The sequence below is a fragment of the Halolamina sediminis genome, from assembly GCF_001282785.1.
In the GTDB taxonomy this organism is placed as follows: domain Archaea; phylum Halobacteriota; class Halobacteria; order Halobacteriales; family Haloferacaceae; genus Halolamina; species Halolamina sediminis.
In genome coordinates, this window is the sequence record NZ_CVUA01000001.1 from 1,159,610 (window position 1) to 1,181,051 (window position 21,442).

The following is a 21,442-nucleotide window of genomic DNA, read 5'->3' on the forward strand; positions in this document are numbered from 1 at the left end:
TTCCTTCCCCGCACAGACACGTCACAACGGCTGCCCGGGGCCGGATCTACCGCTGGCAGTTCCAGCGGCGGTCGGCCAGCCGGTCCAGCAGCGAACGAACGTCTTCCTCCCCGGCGGTGACGGTCGTGCTCTCCTGCCGGGTGCCGACGGTCGTCACGGTCGCCGTCACCGCCGACGATTCCTGCCGTTCGAGGAGCCACGCGTACGTCGCCGCCTGCAGCTCGTAGCGCTCCCGGAGCTCGGGCTCCGGCGGCCGGAGCCCGATCTTGAACTCGTCGACGTGCCACTGCCCCTCGGAGTCGACCGAGACCACGTCCGCACGGCCGCCGAGCTCGACGGCAAGCCCCGACACGCGTACGACGGCGTCCAGCGGCTCCTCCACGTACCGCCGCCGGCTCGCCGCCAACCGCTCGTAGCTCTCCGTCGCCGCCAACTGCGGGCAGATCGTCTCTTCGACGTAGCGCCGGAGCTGCTCGCGCTCGGCGGGCGCGACGCCGCGAGCGTGGTCGTCGATCGCGCGATCAAGCGCCGCCGGCACCGGCCCCGAACAGTCCCGGAGAGTGTCGGTGTCGAGCCCCGCAGACAGCGCGGTCGCGAACACGTCGTGCGCGACGTCGCCGACGACCTCCGGCCCCATCGTCTCGAACGACAGCGGGACCGTGACGCCGTCCTGCTCGGCGTGGAGCGGCTGCCCGCTCAGGTGGGCGAGTACGCCGTCTTCCGGCGCCGCAGCGAGTTCGTACACCGTGCTCGGGTTGACGAACCGCGGCGTCCATCCGCGCTCGGGGAGGGGGCCCGGCCGGGCCGCTGCCTCCGTCCCCTCCCGACTCTCGGGCGCGGTCGGCGTCTCGCCGTCGGCACGGTGGACTGCGACCGTGAACGGGTCGTGGTCGCCGGGCGCCTCGACCGTGTACTCGCCGGCGCGGTCGGCGTCGAACGAGAGCGCCTCGCGGAGCGTGTCGACCCAGCGGTCCCGCGGCGTCGGTTCCGAGCGTCGCCCCGGAAGGGGGAGGACGAGGTGGTCACGCGCCCGTGAGAGGGCGACGTACAGCAGGCGCCAGCGCTCGGCGCGTGCGGCTGCGACCGGCGCCCGGAGCGGTGGCGGGCCGGCGAGCCGCGGCGGGTCACTCTCGACCCACTGCTCGCTCGCCCACCGCAGTCCAGCACTCCCGTCACCCGGCGACGCGTCGGGATCGTAGGGGCCACCGGCGAGCACCGTCCCGCCGAGGTCGGGGTACGCGTCCCCCACCTCGGGCTCCGGCGGGGCCAGCGCGACGTGGCGGCCGTGGGCGACGAACCGATCGAGGTAGGCGCCGTACCGGCCGATCCCCGTCCCGAGATCCGCGATCGCGATCACGTCGTCCTCGTCGCCCTTCGCGCCGTGGATCGTCCGGAACGTCACGTCGGCCTCGGCGGCGGTCGGGAGGCTGGGGCCGCCTCTCGGGTTCCGCCGGGCGTGCCCCAGCGCCGCGGTGAGCTCTGCCAGCGAGTACGGCTGCTCGCCCTCCCAGTCGGCGACGACGCCGACCAGTCGGTCGAGCACGGCCGCGTCGTCGACCGCGGTGGGGCTCTGGTCCAGCGGGTCCTCGGCCAGCGAGAGCGTCTCGATCACGTCGCTCACCACGTCCGCGCCGGCCATCGCGAGGTGGTCGGCGCGCCGACCCGCGAGTTCAGCGAGTCCGTCGACCACCGCCGCCTTCTCGCCCCGCATCGACCCGGACTCGGCCACGGCCGCGATCGACCAGTCAGAGCGCATGAGGCGGTCGACGAGTCCGTCGATCGGCAGGTCGTCGTCGTTGACGAGATCCAGCGTCGCCGACTGCGTGGTGGGCGCACGGAGCCACTCGACGACCGCACAGACCGCGCCGACGAGGGGGTGGTCGAACAGCGCCCGGCTGGTGTCCCGCACCGAGAGCCCGGCGTCGGCGAACGCGTCGACGTAGCTGTCCATGTGCGTCCGACGGTGGAACAGCACCGTCACGCCCGGCGCCTCGCCGTCCTCCCGCTTGAACCGGCCCGACGCCAGCCCCGACGCGATACAGTCGGCCAACGCCTCGGCCTCCCCCAGGCCCTCCGCCGGGTCGACCCACGTCGGCGAGCCCGGACGGCCGTGCTCCGGGAACGCGGCGACGTGGACGCCCGGTTCGGGCGTCGACCCGCGGACGGCCGAGAGGCGGTCGTACGCGTCGGTCCCGCGGCCGTCGGCAGCCTCCTCGGCGCCGCCGCGGGTCGGGTCCGAGAACGCCGGCTCGAACACGGTGTCGATCGCGGCCGCGATCGACGGCCGGAAGCGGTACGATCTGGTCGCACTCCGGCGTTCGTGGGGCGTCCAGTCGACGCCGAAGTACTCTCCCTCGGTCGCAGCCCGATCGAACAGGCTCGGTTGGGCGTTGCGCCACGCGTAGATGCACTGGTCGCGGTCGCCGACCAGCAGAACCCGCGTGTCGGCGTCGACCAGCGGCGCGAGCGCGTCGTGCTGCGCCCGGGAGACGTCCTGCGCCTCGTCGACGATCACCGTCGAGAGCCGGTCGATCCAGCGCTGACGGAGCCGCTCCCGGAACGCGCTCTCGTAGACCGCATCCTGGAAGAACTCGGCGATCCAGTGGGCCACGTCGACGTGGGCGAGCACGCCCGTCGCCCGGCATGCCTCGTCGTAGGCGTCGAGGTAGGCGGGCAGCACGGCACAGAGTGCGTCGACGGCCTCGCCCCACCGCTCGTGACAGTCCGCGTCGGCATCGACGACGGCGTCGAAGTCGCCGTCGGAACCCGTTTCCAGCCCCCGTTCGACCGCCTCGCGCTCACCGGGGACGAAGAACTGCTCCGCGTCCCGCAGCACGTCGGCCAGCGAGTCGGGCGGGCCGTCGGGGTACGTGCCGGCGACGACCGTGCTCAGTCGATCGCGAAGGTCCGGAACTGACAGGCGGCGTTCCCGGCAGGCGCTCCGGGCAGCCCCGAGCAGGTCGGCGGCGTCGGCGTCGTACCGCCCGCCCGGGTAGGCGTCGTCCAGCGTCGCGAACGCGGCGTCGAGCGACTCGTCGTTCCGAACCGCCTCGAGTGCGTCGCCGTGGACCGCCGCGAGCGCGGCGCTATCGCCGACTTCCGGCACCTCCTCGAAGCCGACCTCCCCGGAGATCGCCTCGAACACCGTGCCGAGGACGCTGTCGATCGTCCCCACGCGGTCGCTCCCCCGGAGTGCGGTCCCCAACTCGGAGGCGGTTTCCTCGTCGAGGCCGATCGGGGCGTCGGGGTCGTCGGCGAACTCCCGGAGCGCGCGCTCGACGCCGGGGAGGATGCTCGCGGCGTCGTCACGGGAGAACGACGTGACACAGAGCGTCTCCGTGGGGCTGTCGACACCCGCACGGGCCTTTCGTGTGAGGTCCTCGGCCGCGATGCTGTCGGCGGTGATGGACTTCCCCGATCCCGGCCCGCAGTCGAGCACGAACAGCCCCGAGTCAGCGGCAAAGAAGGCGTCGCGGATCTCGGCCTGCGCCCCTTCGAGCCGCCGGTAGCCGTCCGTGTCGTCGTCCGCCTCCCGGCCGGCCGATTCCTTATCACTCATCGCGCACCACCCCCGTCGGCGGCGAGGGCGTCGGGGAGCGTCCCGGTCGCCAACAGCGACTGCGCCGCCTCGTCGACCTGCCGAGTCGATACGCCCCCGAGCAGGGGCGAGCGTTCCCGCGCGGTGCCCTCGCGGTCCCGGCGGTACCGTGTGCAACAGAGCGTCTCGGTGGCGGCGCCGAGCCCGCTGGCGAGGTGATCGGCCTCGCGGGCGGCGGTCCACCGGCCGGGGACCGCCAGCCGACGAGCGGCCGCGCTGTCGCCCGCGACGACGACCTGCCGGAACGCTTCGGGGAACACGCTCTCGACCCGGCGGGGCCAGACCCCGTCGACGAGCCCCACGGCGACGACGTGGGGTGCCGCCCGGAGCCACGCGTCCGTCGCGTCGATCACGTCGACTGCGGCGGCGTTGGCGTGCTCGCGCCGACCGGGGCGGGTGGCCACCACGCGCTCGGCGAGGTCGGCGACGGCCAGCCACGAGCGCGGCACGTCGCCGGCGTCGAGCCACTCGCGGTACTTCGCCCGCGTGTCGGTGAGGAGTTCCGCGATCCGGCTGAGCGCGCGGGCGTACCGCGAGGTTCGGCCGATATCAGCACTGTCCTCGGCGAACACGGCGGGCAGCGCGAACTCCCGACCGGCCTCGACCAGGGGCTCGAACGTGTCGTGAATCGCGACGGGCTCGGGCGTCCGCGGCTGTTCGCGAGCCCAGCCGAGGAACGTTCGGAGCGGGCGCGCCCGCGTTCGGTCGATCTCGCCGTCATCGACGGCTGCTGCGAGTCGATCACTCCACCCATCGAGCGAACGCTCCGCCCCCGAATCCTCGTCGAGCGCCGTTCGGAGTCCACCGATCTCGGCGGTGGGGAGTGGCCACGCCGTCGTGTCGGTGTCCTCGCACGCGGTCGCCGGCGGGACCCAGTGGAACTCCAGCGGTTCGAGCAACTGTTCAGCGCCGAGTTCGTCGGCCGCGAGGACAGTACAGGTCGCCGCGAACTGGCGGTAGGGGATCGTCCGCTCGACCGGCAGCTGTGCCCAGACGGCGAGGTTCACCCCCTGTCGGCCCATCGCTCGTCGGAGCGGGCGCTCGTACTCGCCGGCGTCCCGGGCGACTACCAGTACGTCGCTCGGCGACGCGCCGTTCCGGAGGCGGGCGGCGACAACGCCGGCCGCGAGTCGGGCCTCCGCCTCGGGCGTGTCCGCCACCAACTCGGCAGCGGCGAGGCCGGGGGCGACGGACGCGTCTCGACTCTCGGTCGCAAGATCGACGCCATCCGGGGTCCGGTCCGGAACTCTGTCGACGATCGACGGCCCCGTCCCGGGCCGGAGCGAGAGCGTCACGTCGACGCCGGCAGCCGTGGCCGCGTCCAGTAGCGAGAGCAGCGGGGCGTCCACCGCGCTCACGCCGGCGACGGAGATTCGCTCGGCCGTCGGGAACGTCGCCGACCAGAGCGCGGGGTCGTCCCGAAGCGTCTCGGCGGCGGCCGGCAGCAAAGTCTCACGGGAGTGGACGGCGCCGACACGCTCCGTGAGCCCCCGCTCCAGCGCACGCACCCCGGCGAGGAGGTCGGCAGTGTCCTGCGCGGCGACCGACGGGAGCCCCTCAGCCACTGTCGACAGCGCGTTCAGGCGCTCGTCGTCCCAGCCGGTCATCTCGGCGACGCGGCTCTGTGCCGCGGCGATCGTCTCGACGTGAGCGGGGAGGTCGCTGCCGATCGCCGCGCGCAGCCGTTCGTTCGCCTCGGTGTCCCGCACTAGCAACGATTCGAGGTGTTTGAGACGGTCGATGCGGTCGATCGTCTCGCTCGGCTCGTTCGCGGCGTCGAGCAGCCGACTCGCGATCGCCGTCGCGTCGGTGAGTCGGAGGCTGCTCCGCGGTGTTGCCCGTTCGGCGAGCCGTCGCTTCAGGTTCCGTCGGTGGAGTCGCTCGGGCGTGACGACGAACTCCGCCGGCTCGGCGGCACGGCTCGCCCGATCGAGCAGTTCCTCGGGGCGGCCCAGAACCGCTCGGAGCGAACCCCGGTCGGTGGTCTCGGTCATGCGGGGAGGATATCCCCGACGTGGCCCCCGACCGGTAAGTATCCGTGGAACGGGGAGCAGGTGGCAGCAATAGTCGCCGGAATCCCGCGGCGTATCGCCCGTCGGCGTCCCGCTCCGCCATGGAGGTCACGCTACTGAGCACGGGGGGAACGATCGCCAGCACGGACGGCGACGGCGGGAAGACCCCGTCGAAGGCGGGCGAGGCGCTGATCGAGACGGTTCCGGGACTCGGCGAGCGGGCCTCGATCACCGTCGAGCGGGTCGCGAGCGTCTCCGGGTTCGACGTGACGTGGGAGCGGGCGGCCGCGCTCCGGAACGCGGCCGAACGGGCGGCCGAACAGTCGGACGGGATCGTCGTCACCCACGGCACCGACACGATGGCGGAGTCGGCGTACCTGCTCGATCTGACGACGGACCTGCCCGTCCCGGTGGCGTTTACGGGCGCCCAGCGACCGTTTGACGAGGTGGGAACCGACGGCCCGCCGAACCTGCTCGGGGCCGTCCGGACGGTCACACACGATCGCGTGGGGTCGGGCACGTATCTCGTGTTCGACGACGAGGTTCACGCCGCCCGCGACGTGGTGAAATCCCACACCAGCGCGCTGTCGACGTTCCGCTCGCCCGAGCGCGGTCCGGTCGGGGAGTTCACGCCCGCCGGGCTTCGACTGTTCCGGGAGCCGCGGAGCGACGCGGACGGCGCGCCGGAAGTCGGGGAGGTCGACGCGGCGATCCCGATCCTCACCTCGGGGCTCGGCGTGGGCGGCGACGCGCTCCGTCGGGCCGTCGGGGATCCGGCCGATCCCGCGGTCGATGGCGTCGTCGTCGCCGGAACGGGACTGGGGAACACGACCGGTGCGCTCTGTGACGCGATCGAGGAACTCCGGGCGGCCGGCGTCCCGGTCGTGATCGCCTCACGATGCCACGAAGGCGCGACTGCACCGCTGTACGGCGGGGCTGGCGGTGGCACGACCCTCGACGAACTGGGCGTGCTCTGGGCGGGCGACCTCCCGCCGTGGAAGGCACGCATCAAGCTCGCGGTCGCGCTGGCGGTCGGTGGCGAGGGCGTCGACGAGGCGTTCTTCGAGCGCGGGCTCCGCGAGCCCGGGCGGTGAGCATCGGCGACGGCGGTTTCCCCGTGGGGCGCCAACACGGACCGTGAGCGAGACGACTGCGGACCGAGTCGTGCTCTCCGTCGAGCCCGCCGACGACGCCACCGCGGCGACGGTCGACGCGGACCGCTACCGGGCATTCCTCCGACGTGCACACGCCGGTCCCGTCGCTGTCGGCGACGAGTGGGCGGAGTTCGTGGGCCGGGGCTGTGGGTCGACGCGGGACGTGACGCTGCGCGTGGCGGCGGTCGAGGGCGGCGAAGAGATCGGGGCGGAGACCGCGTTCGCGTTCCGGCGCGACTAAGCCTCGGGTGCGGTCTCGACGGTCGGCACCTCGACGGAGTCGAGTACGTCCGAGATCACGACCGCCTTGTCGACGCCGTCGACCTGTGCCTCCGGCGTGAGCACGAGGCGGTGGGCGAGGGCGGGCTCGGCGACGGCTTTCACGTCGTCCGGAGTGAGGAACTCCCGCGAGCGCAGCGTGGCGTGGGCGCGGCTGATCTCGAACAGCCGCTGGGTCCCGCGCGGGGAGACGCCGACCTCGACGCGGCGGTCCTCGCGGGTCGCCCGGGTCACGTCGGCGACGTAGTCGAGCAGGTCCGGGTCGGCGTGGACGTCCTCGGGGACGTGCTGGAGCGTCTCGACCATTCCGTCGTCCAGCACGCGCTCGACGGAGGGCACCTGCTCGGTCCGGCCGGCGCGGCGGCGGAGCAGTTCGATCTCGCCGTCGCGCTCGGGGTAGCCCATCGAGTCCTTCACCGCGAAGCGGTCGACCTGCGCCTCGGGCAGCGGGAACGTCCCCTCGCTCTCGACGGGGTTCTGGGTCGCGATCACGATGAAGGGGTCGGGCAGCTCGCGGGTCTCTCCCTCGACGGTGACCTGCCCTTCGGCCATCGCTTCCAGCAGCGCGGCCTGGGTTTTCGGCGGCGCGCGGTTGATCTCGTCGGCCAGCACGACGTTCGCGAAGATCGGGCCGGGCTGGAACTCGAAGTCGCCCTCGTTCTCGTGGAACACGTTCGTCCCGGTGATGTCCGCCGGCAGCAGGTCCGGCGTGAACTGGATCCGGGAGAAGGAGAGCCCCAGTGCGGTCGAGACGCTCTGGGCGGTCAACGTCTTCCCCGTGCCGGGGACGTCTTCAAGCAGGACGTGCCCGCGGGCGAGCACGCCGACGAGGACGGTTTCGAGGAACTCACGGCGAACGATCACGGCTCCCTCGATGGCGTCGAGCACTGCCTCACAGCGCTCGCCAGCCTCCGAGGCGGAGGGCGTGTCAGTCGTCATTCACCCGGTAGGTCGCGCCGGGGGCCCAAAGTTCCTGCCCCTCACGGCGTCCCCGATCCGGACGCGGGGCCGAGCAATCCGCGGTAGCTATTTCGATCCCCGAGGTGAACGTGCGGGCATGTCGCTCCGAACGTGGCTGGCACGGCTCCCCCGGCGACGTCCGTGGCTCGCGCTCGCGCTGGCGGTCCTGGTCGTCGAGATCGTCGGCGCGTCGGGCGCGGTGTTCACGGCACAGGGGCTGGGCGCGTGGTACGCCTCCCTCGAACGCCCGGCGGTCGCGCCGCCGAACTGGGTGTTCGGGCCGGTGTGGACGGCGCTGTTCGCGTCGATGGGCGGCGCCGTCTGGCTCGTCTGGCGCCGCATCGAGTCGGCGACGGGGCCCGCCCGCCTCGCGCTCGGCGTGTTCGCGGCCCAGTTCGTGTTCAACCTCGCGTGGTCGGCGGTGTTCTTCGGGATGCGGGAGATCGCCGCCGGGCTGGCGGTGATCGGCGTACTCTGGGCGCTGATCGTCGCGACGATCCGGGCGTTCGACCGCGTCGACCGCCGGGCCGCGGTACTGCTCGTCCCCTACCTCCTGTGGGTGACGTTCGCGGCGTACCTGAACTACCGGTTCTGGGTACTGAACTGACTCGCGGGAGCCAGCGCGCTACCGGTCGAACTCCGGGGTACGACTCTCCCGGAACGCCGCGACGCCCTCCTCGTGGGCGGGCGTGTCGTACGCAAGCGACTGGAGGGCCGCCTCTCGCTGGAGCCCGTCGCGCCACTGCTGGCCGAGGCTGTCGTGGATCGCCTCCTTCGCGAGCCCGACGTTCGCGGTCGGTTTGCTCTGCAGTGTTTCGAGCAGCTCGTCGACGCGAGCGTCGAGTTCGTCGCCCGGCACCGCCTCGTTGACGAGATCCATCGCCGCCGCCTCGTCGGCGCCGACGAGCTCGCCGGTGAACGCGAGCTCCTTCGTCTTCCGGAGGCCGATCAGGTGCGGCAGGATCGCCGTTGCGCCCATGTCGGGGATCAGCCCGACGTTGACGAACGAGGCGCCAAAGCGGGCGGACTCGGCGGCGTACGCGAAGTCGGCGACGGCGACCAGCGACAGCCCCGCGCCGACCGCGTCGCCGTTCACCTTCGCGACGATCGGCACCGGCGCCGAGAGCGCGTTCTCGGCGACGCGGCCGAACGTCGCCTGTACGCGCTCGTACGCCTCCGCGGTCGTCCAGTCGCGCTCGGCCATCGAATCGATATCGCCCCCGGCGCTGAACGCGTCGCCCTCGCCGGTGATCACGGCGGCGTCGTGGCTCTCGGGGTCGAGGTCCCCGAACGCGTCCGCCAGTTCGGCGGCGACGTCGGTGGTCATCGCGTTGTACACGTCGGGCCGGTCGAAGGTGATGCGCTTGACTGCGCCGTCGTCGATCTGCATGGGTAGGCCCGGGGCCGGCGGCGCCTTAGTTCCCGTCGCTGTGGGCGGAGCGAGGCTCGACGTCGAACACCTGCGAGAACAGCGCGTTCTGTCCGCGCCTGAGCCGTTCGAGAAAGGCCGACTTGCTGATCCCGATCGCGTCGGCGACCTCGCCGGCTGTGGTCCGGCGCGGGACCGTGAAGTACCCCATCTCGACGGCGGCCCTGATCGCCTCGGTCTGGGCGGGAGTGAGGTCCCACCGCTCGGCCACGGTGCTGTCCTCCTCCGGGCCGAGTGCGTACACTCGTTCCAGTTCGACGCCGACGGTCTCACCGGCGGTCGCCATCACGGCCTGCAGGATCTCTTGGCCGACGACGGCGCCGGTCAGCAGCGCGTCCCCGCGCTCGTAGCGCAGCGACTCGACGACGAACCCCGCGCTCACGAGTTCGTGGACGACGCTGCGCTGGAGGGAGAGACAGCGGTAGCTGTGGCGGCCGTCGACGGTCGCCCGATAGAGATATCGAATACGGTCGTCGGCGTCGAGCGCGGCGGTGAACGCCTCGTTCGGCGCCGCGCTGAACCGTAGGAGGACGTTGCCGTCGTCCCGGAGCAGCGGCGGCGCCACGTCGACGACCGCGTCGGCCGCCCGGGAGGCCTCGGCGAGCGGACAGTCATCGCCCCTGATGCGGAACTCCGCCATCAGGCACTCGTCGATCATCGGCCGAGAGAGGCGCCGGAAGTATTTAAAACCCGGCTATAGACTGCCGAACCGGTAAGGTCGATCGTCGACAACCAACGACCATGAACATCGAGGAGGTCAAAGCACAGGCCGGACCGCGCGCGTTCAGCCCGCGGGACGACCTACCCCGGGAGTACCGCGAGGCGGCGACGCGGATGCTCGAGTTCCACGCCAACAGTGAGATCATGGGCGCGTACTTAGAGCGCCCGTTCATCCGCAAGGCGCCCAGCCTTGAGCGGAAGATGGCGTTCAGCGCCAAGACGCAGGACGAGATCGGCCACGGGCAGATGCTCTACCGCGCCGCGGAGTCGCTGGGCATCAAGACCCGCGACGAGATGCTCGAGGACCTCGCCAACGGCGACGGGAAGTTCCTCAACTGCTTCCACTACCCGATGGAGCGCTACGTCGAGACGCCGATGATCGCCTTCTTCGTCGACGGCGCCGCGATGCGCCGGCAGGCGACGCTGAAGTCCTCCAGTTGGGAGCCGTACGCCCACGCGATGGACAAGATCTGCTTCGAGGAGGGGATGCACGTCAAACACGGCGAGTCGATCCTGCGGGAGCTGATGAGCGGCTCGAAGAAGGAACAGGAGATGACCCAGGAGGCGTTCGAGCAGTGGTGGCCCCGCATCCTGCAGTTCTTCGGGCCGACCGACGATCAGAGCACCCACCACGACTTCGCCGAGCAGGTGGGGCTGAAGACGAAGTCCAACGACGAGCTCCGGAACGCGTTCCTCAACACGTACATGCCCAAAGCCGAGAACTACGGGCTGGAAATCCCCGACGAGCCGCGCATCCGGGACAACGGCGACGGCACCTACGAGGTCGTGGAGGACGACCTCGACTGGGAGGAGTTCTTCACCGTCTCCAAGAACGAGTACGAGGGCAGCAAGCAGCAGATCGAGAGCCGAGCACGGGCACAGGAGGCCGTCCAGTGGGTGCGCGACATGCTGGACGGGCAGTCGACCACCGGGAGCGGCCCCACGCCGCAGGCGGCTGACTGACCATGATTTGGGAAGTGTTCCGGCAGGGGACGCCCGAGGGCGCCCACGAGCACTGCGGCAACGTCCACGCCCCCGATCGGGAGATGGCCAAGCAGTTCTCGGCCATCCAGCACGGTCGGCGCAAGCCGACCCACTCGCTGTGGGTCGCTCCACAGGAGCGGGTCAGCGGCGTCTACGGCGACGAAGACGCCGGTACCGTCGACGGCGAGACGGACTGGACGGTGTTCCGGCAAGGGAAGGCAGGCGACTACCACGAGCACTGCGGGCAGGTGACCGCCGGGAGCGTCGACGACGCGAAAGCGGCAGCCCACGACGCCTTCGGCGATGACGACCCCAACAGCCTCTGGGTAGTTCAGTCGCGCTACGTCGGCGAGATCACCGACGAGGACGTCGAGTTCGGCGGCACGACGAACAAGGCGTACCGCTTCGCCCAGACGTACAACGTCGACCCGGCCGCCGAGGAGGTCAAAGCCTCCGAGAGCGAGCAGATCGAGGCCGAGCGACAGCGGGGTGACAGCTGATGGCGGCGACCGACGCCGACCTCGGCGCCCCCGACGAACTGAGCGAGCGGGAGCGCGAGGCCGTCGAGGCCCAGCTGTTCCGGCTCGCCGACGACGAGTACGTCCAGGCCGAGCGCTACACGTTCTGGCAGGTCCGCGCGCCGACGCTGGAGTCGGATCTCGCGGTCGCGAACAACGCACAGGACGAGCTCGGCCACGCGCGGCTGTGGTACGACGCGATCCAGCAACTGGGCTACTCCGAGGAGTCGCTGCTGTGGGAGAGCGAGCCCGACGACTTCCAGCACAGCACGCTCGTCGAACTTCCGTTCTCGGAGGGCGACTGGGGCGACGCGATCCTCCGTGGCTACCTGTACGACGTGGCCGAGGAGATCCGCCTCGCCGCGCTGGAGGAGTCCAGCTACGAGGCGATCCGCAACCGCACCAGCCGTATCCAGGGCGAGGAGGACTACCACGTCGAGCACGCGCAGAACTGGCTCCGGCGGATGGCTGACGACGAGGAGGCCAGTCGCCGCGTGCAGGCCGCGCTCGACCGACTCTACCCGTACGCACTGACGCTGTTCGAGCCGGTCGGGGAGGTCCACGGCGACGGCGACGATGCCGTCGCCGGCGTGGAGGACGACATCGTCGACCTCGGTATCCGCGACGCGACGCTCGACGAGATGCGCGCGGAGTGGGCGGAGCGCACGACCGCGTTCCTCACCGATCTCGGCTTCGAAGTGCCGGAGGACGCCGAGCCGGTGACGCCGACGGGGCGGGACAACGAGCACACCGAGCACTGGCACGACCTTCACGAGGAGATGGTGTCGTCCTACCGCAACCTCGGTCGCCACGAAGCGACCACACTGATGGACGATGAGTAGCGAGCCCGACGGCCCCGAGGAGTTCGACCGCCCGCGGGCCGACCCCGACGCCGGCCCGTGTGGCTACACCGAGTACGAGACCAAGGAGCGAACCACCGAGGAGGTGCCCGCCACCGGCGAGGGCGCCGAGGGGCTCGAACGCGAGGTCTGGGCGGCGCTGTACGAGGTCGAGGACCCGGAGATGCCCGTCAGCGTCGTCGACCTCGGGCTGATCTACGGGCTCGAACTCGACGACGGGGAGGCGACGATCGACATGACGCTGACCTACAGCGGCTGCCCCGCCCGCGAACTGATCCTCGACGACGTGGCGGAGGCGGCCGAGAGCGTCGACGGCGTCGACGAGGCCGAGGTCCGACTCGTCTGGGCGCCGGACTGGTCGCTCGATCTCGTCACCGAACAGGGGAAGGAAGCGCTTCGGGAGTTCGGCATCAGCGTGGAGCGATGAGCGACGAACCCACCGCGGGGCCGAGCACGAACTCGCCGGAACCGGACCCAAGCGTCACGACGAGTGGAGAAACGACGGGTGCGGAGTGTCCGTACTGCGGCTCGGAGAACACCGAGCGCGAACACCCTCGCGGACCGTCGCGCTGCCAGTCGATTCACTACTGCAACGACTGCCTCCAGCAGTTCAAGAAGTTCGAGTAGGGGCGCGGACTACTCCGCGTCTTCGTCGGCGGCGTCCTTCCGCTTGATCAGGAACTTCATGTCGCCCTCCAGCACCACTGTCTCCTCCTGGTTCTCCATCACGCAGTCGAGCACGACCAGCCCGGCGTCGTCGCGGCTGAGCTCTTTCTTCTCGGTGACCTCCATCTCCAACTGCAGCGTGTCGCCGATCGTGACGGGGTTCGGGAGGTCCATGTAGTTCATCCCCAGGAACGCGACCGCGGTGCGCTCGACGATGCCCGTCCGGTAGACGAAGCCGGTGGCTTGGACGAACGTCATCGGGCCGTGGGCGATGCGCTCGCCGAACTCCTGCTCCTCGGCGTACTCCTTGTTGGTGTGCAGTTCGGTCCAGTCGCCGCTGAGCGCGGAGTGCATCACGAAGTCCGACTCGGTGACTGTCCGCCCGACGCTGATGAACTCTTCACCGACCTCGAAGTCCTCGAAGTAGTGCGGTTCGTAGCTGTAGGCCATACCCCCGGGTTCGCCCAGTCGGGATAAATAGCTCCCGGAGGCGCCGAGTGGTCCGCTACCGGTGGTCGTAGACGCGCTGGACCTTCCCGACCTCGCTGCGGGCGATGCCGCCGGACTCGACCAGCGTGAGCTCGTCGGGCGTGAACGCGAGCACGTTCTCCAGCCGTTCGAGGATCTCCTCCTCCAGTTCGACGTGGCCCCGATCCGTCCCCTCGGCGCGCTCGACGGTGAGCTCCATCACGTCGAGGTTCTCCTCGCGGTCGAGGTCGATGCGGTAGTGGGGCGCGACGCCGTCGATGTCGAGCACCACGTCCTCGATCTCGCTGGGGTAGAGGTTCACGCCACGGACGATCAGCAGGTCGTCCGCGCGGCCGGTGACGTTGTCCATCCGGACCATCGTCCGCCCGCACTCACACTCCTCGTAGGTGAGCGTCGTCAGGTCGCCGGTCCGGTAGCGCAGGACGGGCAGTGCCTCCTTCGACAGCGTCGTGAGCACGAGTTCGCCCTCCTCGCCTTCCTCGACGGGGTCGCCCGTCTGCGGATCGACGACTTCGGGCAGGAAGCGGTCCTCCCAGATGTGGAGGCCGTCCTGTGCCTCGTGGCACTCGTTCGAGACGCCCGGGCCGACGATCTCGGAGAGCCCGTAGATGTCGATCCCCGTCACGTTCAGCCGCTGCTCGATCTCCTCACGCATCGGGTCGGTGCAGGGCTCGGCGCCGAAGATCACCGTCGAGATGGGCAGCTCTCGCGGGTCGAGGCCCATCTCCTCGGCGGTCTCGGCGAGATAGAGCGCGTAGGAGGGCGTGCAGGTGAACACGTCGCTCTCTAAGTCCCGCATCAGCTCGATCTGGCGTTGGGTCTGCCCGCCGCCGATGGGGATTACGGTCGCACCCAATTCCTCGACGCCGTAGTGGAGCCCGAGCCCGCCAGTGAACAGCCCGTAGCCGTAGGCGTTCTGGACGGTGTCGCCGGACTCGACGCCCGCCGCCGCGAGCGAGCGCGCGACCACCTCGCTCCAGACGTCCACGTCGCCGTCGGTGTAGGCGACGATCTTGGGTTTCCCCGTCGTCCCGGAAGAGGCGTGAATCCGGCTCACCTCGTCGTCGTCGACGGCGAACAGCCCGTCGGGGTACTCGTCGCGGAAGTCCTCCTTGGTCGTCGTCGGGAGCTTCCGGACGTCGTCGACACCGTCGATCTCGGCGGGGTCGACGCCCGCTTCGTCCAGCTTCTCGCGGTAGAACGGGACGTTCTCGTAGGCGTTCTCGACCGTCTCCCGGAGTCGCTCCGCTTGGAGGTCGCGGATCGCCGCGCGGTCGGCGTCCTCTATGGGCTTGTGTACCATAGTCGGGCGCTCGGCCGACGAGAGTAAAAATCATGATGATCCCGACGCGTCGAAACCCACCGACAGAACGCGGATCGGCGACGATCGCGTGCTCCCACGGGAAGGCTTTTCGTCGGACCGCCGGAATCGTCGTCCCATGCGCGAGGCGTACATCATCGGCGCGGGGCAGACCCCCTTCGGCGCGATGCCTGGCGAGAGCTATCGGTCGCTGTTCGCCGACGCCGTCGACGCGGCGTTCGACAGCGTCCCCGACGGTATCGACACCGGCGAGATCGACGAGGCGGTCGTCGGCACGCTCGGCGTCGGCGGGCGACAGATCGGACTCTCCGCCCCGGCAGTCACCGAACACGCCGGCCTCCACGGCGTCCCGAGCACGCGCGTCGAGAACGCGTGTGCGGCTTCGGGCTACGCGGTCAGACAGGCCGTACAGGCCGTCCGAAGCGGGATGGCCGACGTGGCGCTTGCGGGCGGCGTCGAAGTGATGTCCGACCTGAGCGGCGACGCGGCGAAGTACTGGCTCGGCGTCTCCGGCGAGACCGAGTGGGAGCGCCTGACCGGCACCACGTTCGCCGGCGTCTACGCCCAGATGGCTAGCGCGTACTTCGACCGCTACGACGCGACGCCGGAGCATCTCTCGCAGGTCGCCGTCAAGAACCACAAAAACGGCGCGAAGAACGACAAGGCCCACCTCGGCTTCGAGTGCTCGCTCGAGGACGCGCGGGACGCGCCGGTCGTCGCCGATCCGCTGAACCTCTATCACTGCTGTCCGACCTCCGACGGCGCCGCCGCGGTGCTCGTCGCGAGCGAGGACGCCGTCGGGGCGTACACCGACGAGCCGATCCGCGTCGCGGGGGTCGGCGCGGCAAGCGAGCGAGTAGGGCTGTTTCAGCGCGACACCTACACCGGGATCGACGCGTCGATGGAGGCTGCCGCCGAGGCGTACGACCGGGCGGGGATCGAGCCCGACGAGCTCGACTTCGCGGAGGTCCACGACTGCTTCGCGATCGCGGAACTGCTGGCCTACGAGGACCTCGGCTTCTGTGGCCGCGGCGAGGCGGGCGAACTGATCGACGCTGGCGCGACCGAGCTCGGGGGCGAACTCCCGGTCAACGCCTCCGGCGGGCTGAAGTCGAAGGGTCACCCGATCGGCGCGACCGGCGCCGGGCAGATCGCGGAGGCGTACAAACAGCTCCGCGGCGAAGCCGGCGAACGCCAAGTCCAGGATGCCGAACTCGGCTTGACCCACAACGTCGGCGGCAGCGGCGGCGCAGCGGTCGTGCACGTCCTCGAACGGGAGGTGGGCCGATGAGCGACGGCGACGGCACGACTGATGAACCCGGGATCGCCGCGATCGGCGCGTACACGCCCCGGCTCAGGATCGACGCAGCGGAGTTCGAAGACGCGTGGGGACGGTTCGACGCGGCGGGCGTCGAGCGGAAGGCAGTCCCCGAGGCCGACGAGGACGCGCTCACGATGGGGATCGAGGCGGCCCGACGCGCGCTCGACGCCGCCGACCGCGACGGCGACGAGATCGCCCACCTCGCGTTCGCGACCACGACGCCGCCGATGGCCGAAGAGGATCTCACGCCGCGGCTCGCGAGCGTGCTCGACGCGCCCGGGGACGCGGACACGCGCACGCTCACGGCCAGCACCCGCGCCGGCGCACAGGCGCTCGCCGGGGCGCTCGATGCGGGCCCGTGGAGCGGATCGGCGGGCAACGGGATCGGCCTCGTCGTCGTCGCCGACTGCCCGCGCGGCGAGCCGGACAGCGAGATCGAACACGCCGCGGGCGCCGGCGCGGCCGCGCTCGTGCTCGCCGCCGGCGCGCCCGGCACCGTCGTCGACCGCGGTTCGTACGTCCAATCCTACCCCGGAACGCGGTTCCGGGAAGCTGGGAGCGAGGAGACGACGGGGCTCGGCGTCACCCAGTACGACCGCGAGGCGTTCACGACCGCGCTCGGCGGCGCTGTCGACGCACTCGACGTCGACCTAGCTAGCGCCGACGCCGCGGCGGTGCAGTCGCCGGACGGCAAGCTCCCCTACCGCGCCGCAGGCGCGCTGGGCGTCGACACCGAGACGATCGCGGCCGCGGAGACGGTCAGCCACCTCGGCGATACGGGCGCGGCGAGCGCGTTCCTCGGCGTCGCGTCGGCGTTCGACGATGGCACGGAGCGCGTGCTGCTCGCGGCCTACGGTAGCGGCGCGGGCGCGAACGCGCTCGTAGTCGACGGCTCGATTCCCGTCGACGCCGCGCTGTCGGGGGCGACCGATCTCTCCTACGCCGAGTACCTCCGCCGGCGCGGCGAGATCACGACCGGCGAGCCCGAGGGCGGCGGCGCGTACGTCAGCGTCCCCTCGTGGCAGCGCACGACGCCCCAGCGTCACCGACTGGCCGCCGGACGATGTCCGAACTGCGGCGCGCTGAACTTCCCGCCCGGCGGCGCCTGTGGTGACTGCCACGCCCGGGTCGAGGAGTACGAACGGGTCGAACTCACTGGGGAAGGCACCATCGAGGCGACCACCACGATCGCACAGGGCGGGGCGCCGCCGGAGTTCGTCGAGCAGCAGTCCCGAAGCGGCCCGTTCGTGAGCGCGATCGTCGCTCTCGACGGTCCCGACGGCGACAGCGTGAGCGTCCCCTCGCAGGTGCTCGCGGACGGCGAGAGCGTCGAGATCGGGACGCGCGTCGCCGCGACGATCCGCCGGATCTACACGCAGGAGGGCGTGACCCGCTACGGGTTCAAGCTGCGAGCGATCGAGCGGCAGCGGTAGTCGGCTGGGCGCTTCGACGATTTTCAGCGACTCCGTGTCACGCGGTTTTTTCTCGGCACCGGCCCCTCTCAGGCGCATGCACGTAGCCGTACTCGGCGCCGGCACGATGGGACACGGGATCGCCCAGGTATCGGCCATGGCGGGCCACGACGTGTGGCTCCGGGACATCGAGCGGGAACTCGTCGACGACGGGCTCGACGCCATCGAGGCGAACCTCCAAGGCGGCGTCGAGCGCGACAAAGTCACCGAGGAGGAGAAGGACGCCACGCTCGATCGCATCGCCGGCACGACCTCGCTCGAAGACGCGGTCGGCGACGCTGAGATCGTGATCGAGGCGGTGCCCGAGCAGATGGAGATCAAACAGGAGACGTTCGCGGACGTGGAGTCCCACGTCGACGAGGACGCGATTATCGCTTCCAACACCTCCTCGCTGTCGCTGACGGAGATCGCGAGCACGCTGGATCGTCCGGACCGCGCGGTGGGTCTGCACTTCTTCAACCCCGTGCACATTATGGAATTGGTGGAAATTGTCGTCGCCGAGCAAACGAGCGATCGGGCGCTGGAGCGCGCCCACGAGTTCGTCGAGGGGATCGACCGGACCCCGGTCGAAGTGACCGACTCGCCGGGATTCGCCTCGTCTCGGCTCGGTGTCGCACTCGGCGTCGAAGCCATGCGGATGGTGCAGGAGGGTGTCGCCTCGCCCGAGGATATCGACGCCGCGATGGAGCTCGGCTACAACCACCCGCAGGGGCCGATCGCGCTGGGGGACGTGGTCGGGCTCGACGTGCGGCTGGATATCCTCGAGCACCTCCGGGAGGAGCTCGGCGAGCGATTCCGGCCGCCCCAGATCCTGAAACGAAAGGTCCGGGCCGGCAAGCTCGGCAAGAAGAGCGGCGAGGGGTTCTACGTCTGGGAGGACGGTGAGATCGTCGGCACTAGCGGCGACTGGGGTGAGAAACAGTGATCGAGGAGGTCGCGGCCGACTGCGAGACCGTCGACGCCGAGGTCGGGGCTCGGGGCGACCGCGTGGCCACGGTCACGCTCCGCCGGCCGGACGCCCGGAACGCGCTGAACGCTCAACTCCGTGAGGAGCTTGCCGACGTGATCGACGCGGTGGAGGGGGAGGAGGTCCGGGCGGTCGTGCTCACCGGCGCCGAGGAGGCCGGCGCCTTCGCCGCCGGCGCGGACGTGACCGAACTCCGGGAGCGCGACGCGCTCGAACAGCGCGAGGCCAGCAAGCGCCCGCGGGTGTACGAACACGTCGCGGACTGCCCGATGCCGGTGATCGCCCGGATCAACGGCCACGCCCTCGGCGGCGGCTGCGAGCTGATCCAGGCCTGTGACGTCCGGATCGCCCACGAGGACGCCAAGATCGGCCAGCCCGAGATCACGCTCGGCATCATGCCCGGCGGCGGCGGCACCCAGCGGCTCCCCCGGCTGGTCGGCGAGGGGCAGGCCATGCGCCTGATCCTCTCCGGCGAACTGATCGACGCCGCGGAGGCCGCGGAGATCGGACTCGTCGACGGGGTACACGGCGACGACGGCTTCGACGATGCAGTGAACGAGCTCGCGGCGTCGATGGCCGCGAACAGCCCGGTCGCGCTGGAGTTCGCCAAGCAGTCGGTGAAAGCAGCCTCGCAACTGGGGCTGGAAGACGGCATCGAGTACGAGGCCGAACTGTTCGCCCAGCTGTTCGCGACCCACGACAAGGACGAGGGAATCGACGCGTTCCTCGAGGACCGCGACCCCGAGTGGCAGGGCGAGTAGCGGCCGCGGAGGAAGGTTTTTGCGCCGGTCCGGAAATCCTCAGCCATGGACGTCGAGGCGTTCTTAGAGCGCATGCCGTTCACGGACCTGCTGGGCATCGAGGTGACGGAAGTCGGCGACGGCCACGCCGAGGGCCGCGTCGAGATGCGAGAGGAGCTGGCGTGGGATGCCGAGGGGACGACGGCCCACGGCGGCGTCACGTTCACGCTCGCGGACACCGTCGGCGGCGCCGCACTCCTCTCGCAGGTGGAGCAGCCGGTCCCGACTATCGACATGCGCATCGACTACCTGGAAGCGGGGACCGGGGATTTCTCGGCCGCAGCGGAGGTGGTCCGGCTCGGCGACGATATCGCTGTCGTCGAAGTGACCGTGTGCAGCGAGGGGACTCACGTCCCCGACGCTCGCGGGGTGTACAAGACGGGGTGAGGCGCCAATAAATCGTTAATAGCGATATCGAAATTCGGCAATCCCGGCTCCAGTGTTGCCGGCGGGACTGGCTTTATGCCACACTGACCCAAGATAGAGCCATGTCAACTGAAGAGACCGACGTAGTCGTGATCGGTGCCGGGCCGGGCGGCTACGTCGCCGCGATCCGTGCCGCACAGCGGGGCCTCGAAACCACCATCGTCGAGCGCGGCGAGCCGGGCGGCGTCTGCCTCAACCACGGCTGCATCCCCTCGAAGGCGCTGATCGACGTGGCACGCGCCGCGGGCGGGGTCGGCCGGATGACGGATCGCGGCGTCCACGCGCAGCCGACGGTCGCGTTCGACGAGCTGAGCGAGTGGCAGGATTCGGTCGTCGACCGGCTCACCGGTGGCGTCGAACAGCTCCTCGGCGCAAACGGCGTGACCTACCGGGAGGGGACTGCCCGCTTCCGTGACGAGCACACCGTCGAGATCGACCCGCCGTCGCTGACCGCCGACTCGACGACGCTCTCCTTCGAGCACGCGGTGATCGCGACCGGGAGTCGGCCGATCGAGCTCCCGGGGTTCTCGTTCGACGACGAGCCGGTGTTGAGCTCCCGCGACGTGCTCGATCTCTCCGAGCGACCCGACCGGCTGGTCGTCGTCGGCGCGGGCTACATCGGGATGGAGCTCTCGACGGCGTTCGCCGAGTTGGGCACCGACGTGACCGTCCTCGAAGCGCTCGACGACCCGTTGCCGGCCTACGGCGACGAGCTCGTCGAGCCGGTCGCCGAGCGCGCCCGCGAGCTGGGGATCTCCTTCTCCTTCGCCGAGGCCGCACAGGAGTGGTACGAGGACATCACGGGCGCACCGGTCGTCGTCACCGAGACCGAGGAGGGGGACCAGCAGGAGTACGAAGCCGATGCCGTGCTCGTCGCCGTCGGTCGCCGCCCGGTCGCCGACACGGTCGATCCGGACGCTGCGGGTGTGACGGTCGACGACGACGGGTTCGTCGTCACGGGGAAGAACGGGGAGACCAGTCAGGAGCACATCTACGCCGTCGGCGACGTGGCGGGCGAGCCGATGCTGGCCCACGAGGCCAGCCACGCGGCACTGCACGCCGTCGAAGATATCGCGGGCGGGGATCCCGGCCCGGTCGGGCCCGTCCCGAGCGTCGTGTTCACCGAGCCCGAGATCGCAACCGTCGGGGTCGCTCCGGATGCTGCGGAGCGGGATGTCACCGTCGGCCGGATGGCGTTCCGCGGGAACGGCCGCGCGCTCACCGCGGGCGAGGAGGAAGGGTTCGTGCAGGTCGTCGCCGACGCCGACGACGGGACGCTGGTGGGTGCCCAGATCGTCGGCCCGGAGGCCTCAGAGCTGATCGGGGAGCTGACGCTCGCGGTTCGGAACAGGCTCACCGCGGCCGACGTGGCCCACACCGTCCACGCCCACCCGACGCTGGGTGAGGCGTTGATGGAGGCCGCCGCGAACGTCGACGGCGAAGCGATACACACCGTGAACCGCTGA

At 70.7% G+C, this 21,442-nt stretch carries 21 protein-coding genes; 14 read left to right on the plus strand and 7 right to left on the minus strand.

The genetic code is table 11. From position 1 onward, the window contains the following. Nucleotides 1-46: 46 nt before the first annotated feature. A complete protein-coding gene (locus BN1959_RS05960; RefSeq protein WP_053947781.1) occupies nucleotides 47-3,559 on the minus strand; it encodes a UvrD-helicase domain-containing protein in 3,513 nt (1,170 codons plus the stop codon). Next, nucleotides 3,556-5,592 carry a hypothetical protein gene (locus BN1959_RS05965; RefSeq protein ID WP_053947782.1) on the minus strand — a complete coding sequence of 679 codons (2,037 nt, stop codon included), beginning with the start codon at nucleotides 5,590-5,592 and terminating at the stop codon, nucleotides 3,556-3,558. The genes BN1959_RS05960 and BN1959_RS05965 overlap by 4 nt, the downstream gene beginning before the upstream one ends. A 119-nt stretch (nucleotides 5,593-5,711) precedes the next feature. Here BN1959_RS05965 and BN1959_RS05970 point away from each other — a divergent pair, with 119 nt between their 5' ends. Both BN1959_RS05970 and BN1959_RS05975 read left to right on the plus strand, forming a co-directional pair. After that, nucleotides 5,712-6,704, plus strand: coding sequence for an asparaginase (locus BN1959_RS05970; protein ID WP_053947783.1), 993 nt, complete (start codon nucleotides 5,712-5,714; stop codon nucleotides 6,702-6,704). 43 nt (nucleotides 6,705-6,747) lie between these two features. Further along, a complete protein-coding gene (locus BN1959_RS05975) occupies nucleotides 6,748-7,005 on the plus strand; it encodes a hypothetical protein (protein ID WP_053947784.1) in 258 nt (85 codons plus the stop codon). On the opposite strand, the gene BN1959_RS05980 is transcribed toward BN1959_RS05975, so the two are convergent. Beyond that, nucleotides 7,002-7,982, minus strand: coding sequence for an AAA family ATPase (locus BN1959_RS05980; RefSeq protein ID WP_053947785.1), 981 nt, complete (start codon nucleotides 7,980-7,982; stop codon nucleotides 7,002-7,004). The genes BN1959_RS05975 and BN1959_RS05980 overlap by 4 nt on opposite strands. 118 nt (nucleotides 7,983-8,100) lie before the next feature. Here BN1959_RS05980 and BN1959_RS05985 point away from each other — a divergent pair, with 118 nt between their 5' ends. Next, on the plus strand, nucleotides 8,101-8,610 hold the full coding sequence (locus tag BN1959_RS05985; protein WP_053947786.1) for a TspO/MBR family protein: 510 nt from the start codon (nucleotides 8,101-8,103) through the stop codon (nucleotides 8,608-8,610). Nucleotides 8,611-8,628: 18 nt separating this feature from the next. On the opposite strand, the gene BN1959_RS05990 is transcribed toward BN1959_RS05985, so the two are convergent. Next, nucleotides 8,629-9,393, minus strand: coding sequence for an enoyl-CoA hydratase/isomerase family protein (locus BN1959_RS05990; RefSeq protein WP_053947787.1), 765 nt, complete (start codon nucleotides 9,391-9,393; stop codon nucleotides 8,629-8,631). Between the two features lie 25 nt (nucleotides 9,394-9,418). Continuing rightward, on the minus strand, nucleotides 9,419-10,090 hold the full coding sequence (locus BN1959_RS05995) for a helix-turn-helix domain-containing protein (RefSeq protein ID WP_053947788.1): 672 nt from the start codon (nucleotides 10,088-10,090) through the stop codon (nucleotides 9,419-9,421). 83 nt (nucleotides 10,091-10,173) lie between these two features. On the opposite strand from BN1959_RS05995, the gene BN1959_RS06000 reads away from it, so the two are divergent. The 5 genes from BN1959_RS06000 to paaE are packed head-to-tail and all read left to right on the plus strand — an operon-like array spanning nucleotide 10,174 to nucleotide 13,141. Next, nucleotides 10,174-11,115, plus strand: coding sequence for a Phenylacetic acid catabolic protein (locus tag BN1959_RS06000; RefSeq protein ID WP_053947789.1), 942 nt, complete (start codon nucleotides 10,174-10,176; stop codon nucleotides 11,113-11,115). Nucleotides 11,116-11,117: 2 nt separating this feature from the next. Beyond that, nucleotides 11,118-11,636 carry a PacF protein gene (locus tag BN1959_RS15475; RefSeq protein ID WP_053947790.1) on the plus strand — a complete coding sequence of 173 codons (519 nt, stop codon included), beginning with the start codon at nucleotides 11,118-11,120 and terminating at the stop codon, nucleotides 11,634-11,636. Then, complete coding sequence (gene paaC / locus BN1959_RS06010; RefSeq protein ID WP_053947791.1) at nucleotides 11,636-12,496, plus strand: 1,2-phenylacetyl-CoA epoxidase subunit PaaC; 861 nt, start codon at nucleotides 11,636-11,638, stop codon at nucleotides 12,494-12,496. The genes BN1959_RS15475 and paaC overlap by 1 nt, the downstream gene beginning before the upstream one ends. Beyond that, on the plus strand, nucleotides 12,489-12,941 hold the full coding sequence (paaD, locus tag BN1959_RS06015) for a 1,2-phenylacetyl-CoA epoxidase subunit PaaD (protein WP_053947792.1): 453 nt from the start codon (nucleotides 12,489-12,491) through the stop codon (nucleotides 12,939-12,941). Before paaC ends, paaD begins: the two co-directional genes overlap by 8 nt. Further along, a complete protein-coding gene (paaE, locus tag BN1959_RS06020) occupies nucleotides 12,938-13,141 on the plus strand; it encodes a 1,2-phenylacetyl-CoA epoxidase subunit PaaE (protein ID WP_053947793.1) in 204 nt (67 codons plus the stop codon). The genes paaD and paaE overlap by 4 nt, the downstream gene beginning before the upstream one ends. Before the next feature lie 9 nt (nucleotides 13,142-13,150). Here paaE and BN1959_RS06025 read toward each other — a convergent pair whose 3' ends face one another. Together BN1959_RS06025 and paaK are read right to left on the minus strand one after the other, a co-directional pair. Further along, entirely contained in the window at nucleotides 13,151-13,630 is a 480-nt protein-coding gene (locus tag BN1959_RS06025) for a MaoC family dehydratase (RefSeq protein WP_053947794.1), read from the minus strand. Nucleotides 13,631-13,685: 55 nt separating this feature from the next. Beyond that, nucleotides 13,686-14,972, minus strand: coding sequence for a phenylacetate--CoA ligase PaaK (gene paaK / locus BN1959_RS06030; RefSeq protein WP_053947795.1), 1,287 nt, complete (start codon nucleotides 14,970-14,972; stop codon nucleotides 13,686-13,688). A gap of 136 nt (nucleotides 14,973-15,108) precedes the next feature. On the opposite strand from paaK, the gene BN1959_RS06035 reads away from it, so the two are divergent. From BN1959_RS06035 to lpdA, 6 genes are all read left to right on the plus strand, one after another. Next, nucleotides 15,109-16,281 carry a thiolase domain-containing protein gene (locus BN1959_RS06035; RefSeq protein WP_053947796.1) on the plus strand — a complete coding sequence of 391 codons (1,173 nt, stop codon included), beginning with the start codon at nucleotides 15,109-15,111 and terminating at the stop codon, nucleotides 16,279-16,281. Beyond that, complete coding sequence (locus BN1959_RS06040; protein ID WP_053947797.1) at nucleotides 16,278-17,744, plus strand: OB-fold domain-containing protein; 1,467 nt, start codon at nucleotides 16,278-16,280, stop codon at nucleotides 17,742-17,744. The genes BN1959_RS06035 and BN1959_RS06040 overlap by 4 nt, the downstream gene beginning before the upstream one ends. 76 nt (nucleotides 17,745-17,820) lie before the next feature. Then, a complete protein-coding gene (locus tag BN1959_RS06045) occupies nucleotides 17,821-18,708 on the plus strand; it encodes a 3-hydroxyacyl-CoA dehydrogenase family protein (protein WP_053947798.1) in 888 nt (295 codons plus the stop codon). Next, nucleotides 18,705-19,511: an enoyl-CoA hydratase/isomerase family protein gene (locus BN1959_RS06050; protein WP_053947799.1), complete on the plus strand. Its 807-nt coding sequence runs from the start codon at nucleotides 18,705-18,707 to the stop codon at nucleotides 19,509-19,511. Before BN1959_RS06045 ends, BN1959_RS06050 begins: the two co-directional genes overlap by 4 nt. Nucleotides 19,512-19,556: 45 nt before the next feature. Then, nucleotides 19,557-19,937 carry a PaaI family thioesterase gene (locus tag BN1959_RS06055; protein ID WP_053947800.1) on the plus strand — a complete coding sequence of 127 codons (381 nt, stop codon included), beginning with the start codon at nucleotides 19,557-19,559 and terminating at the stop codon, nucleotides 19,935-19,937. A gap of 101 nt (nucleotides 19,938-20,038) precedes the next feature. Further along, complete coding sequence (lpdA, locus tag BN1959_RS06060) at nucleotides 20,039-21,442, plus strand: dihydrolipoyl dehydrogenase (RefSeq protein WP_053947801.1); 1,404 nt, start codon at nucleotides 20,039-20,041, stop codon at nucleotides 21,440-21,442.

What these genes read in the sequence shown, in the direction of transcription:
- BN1959_RS05960 (WP_053947781.1), bottom strand. Translation starts at nt 3,559, where the DNA reads ATGAGTGATAAGGAATCGGCCGGCCGGGAGGCGGACGACGACACGGAC.
- BN1959_RS05965 (WP_053947782.1), bottom strand. Translation starts at nt 5,592, where the DNA reads ATGACCGAGACCACCGACCGGGGTTCGCTCCGAGCGGTTCTGGGCCGC.
- BN1959_RS05970 (WP_053947783.1), top strand. Translation starts at nt 5,712, where the DNA reads ATGGAGGTCACGCTACTGAGCACGGGGGGAACGATCGCCAGCACGGAC.
- BN1959_RS05980 (WP_053947785.1), bottom strand. Translation starts at nt 7,982, where the DNA reads ATGACGACTGACACGCCCTCCGCCTCGGAGGCTGGCGAGCGCTGTGAG.
- BN1959_RS05985 (WP_053947786.1), top strand. Translation starts at nt 8,101, where the DNA reads ATGTCGCTCCGAACGTGGCTGGCACGGCTCCCCCGGCGACGTCCGTGG.
- BN1959_RS05990 (WP_053947787.1), bottom strand. Translation starts at nt 9,393, where the DNA reads ATGCAGATCGACGACGGCGCAGTCAAGCGCATCACCTTCGACCGGCCC.
- BN1959_RS05995 (WP_053947788.1), bottom strand. Translation starts at nt 10,090, where the DNA reads ATGATCGACGAGTGCCTGATGGCGGAGTTCCGCATCAGGGGCGATGAC.
- BN1959_RS06000 (WP_053947789.1), top strand. Translation starts at nt 10,174, where the DNA reads ATGAACATCGAGGAGGTCAAAGCACAGGCCGGACCGCGCGCGTTCAGC.
- BN1959_RS15475 (WP_053947790.1), top strand. Translation starts at nt 11,118, where the DNA reads ATGATTTGGGAAGTGTTCCGGCAGGGGACGCCCGAGGGCGCCCACGAG.
- paaC (WP_053947791.1), top strand. Translation starts at nt 11,636, where the DNA reads ATGGCGGCGACCGACGCCGACCTCGGCGCCCCCGACGAACTGAGCGAG.
- paaD (WP_053947792.1), top strand. Translation starts at nt 12,489, where the DNA reads ATGAGTAGCGAGCCCGACGGCCCCGAGGAGTTCGACCGCCCGCGGGCC.
- paaE (WP_053947793.1), top strand. Translation starts at nt 12,938, where the DNA reads ATGAGCGACGAACCCACCGCGGGGCCGAGCACGAACTCGCCGGAACCG.
- BN1959_RS06025 (WP_053947794.1), bottom strand. Translation starts at nt 13,630, where the DNA reads ATGGCCTACAGCTACGAACCGCACTACTTCGAGGACTTCGAGGTCGGT.
- paaK (WP_053947795.1), bottom strand. Translation starts at nt 14,972, where the DNA reads ATGGTACACAAGCCCATAGAGGACGCCGACCGCGCGGCGATCCGCGAC.
- BN1959_RS06035 (WP_053947796.1), top strand. Translation starts at nt 15,109, where the DNA reads ATGCGCGAGGCGTACATCATCGGCGCGGGGCAGACCCCCTTCGGCGCG.
- BN1959_RS06040 (WP_053947797.1), top strand. Translation starts at nt 16,278, where the DNA reads ATGAGCGACGGCGACGGCACGACTGATGAACCCGGGATCGCCGCGATC.
- BN1959_RS06045 (WP_053947798.1), top strand. Translation starts at nt 17,821, where the DNA reads ATGCACGTAGCCGTACTCGGCGCCGGCACGATGGGACACGGGATCGCC.
- BN1959_RS06055 (WP_053947800.1), top strand. Translation starts at nt 19,557, where the DNA reads ATGGACGTCGAGGCGTTCTTAGAGCGCATGCCGTTCACGGACCTGCTG.
- lpdA (WP_053947801.1), top strand. Translation starts at nt 20,039, where the DNA reads ATGTCAACTGAAGAGACCGACGTAGTCGTGATCGGTGCCGGGCCGGGC.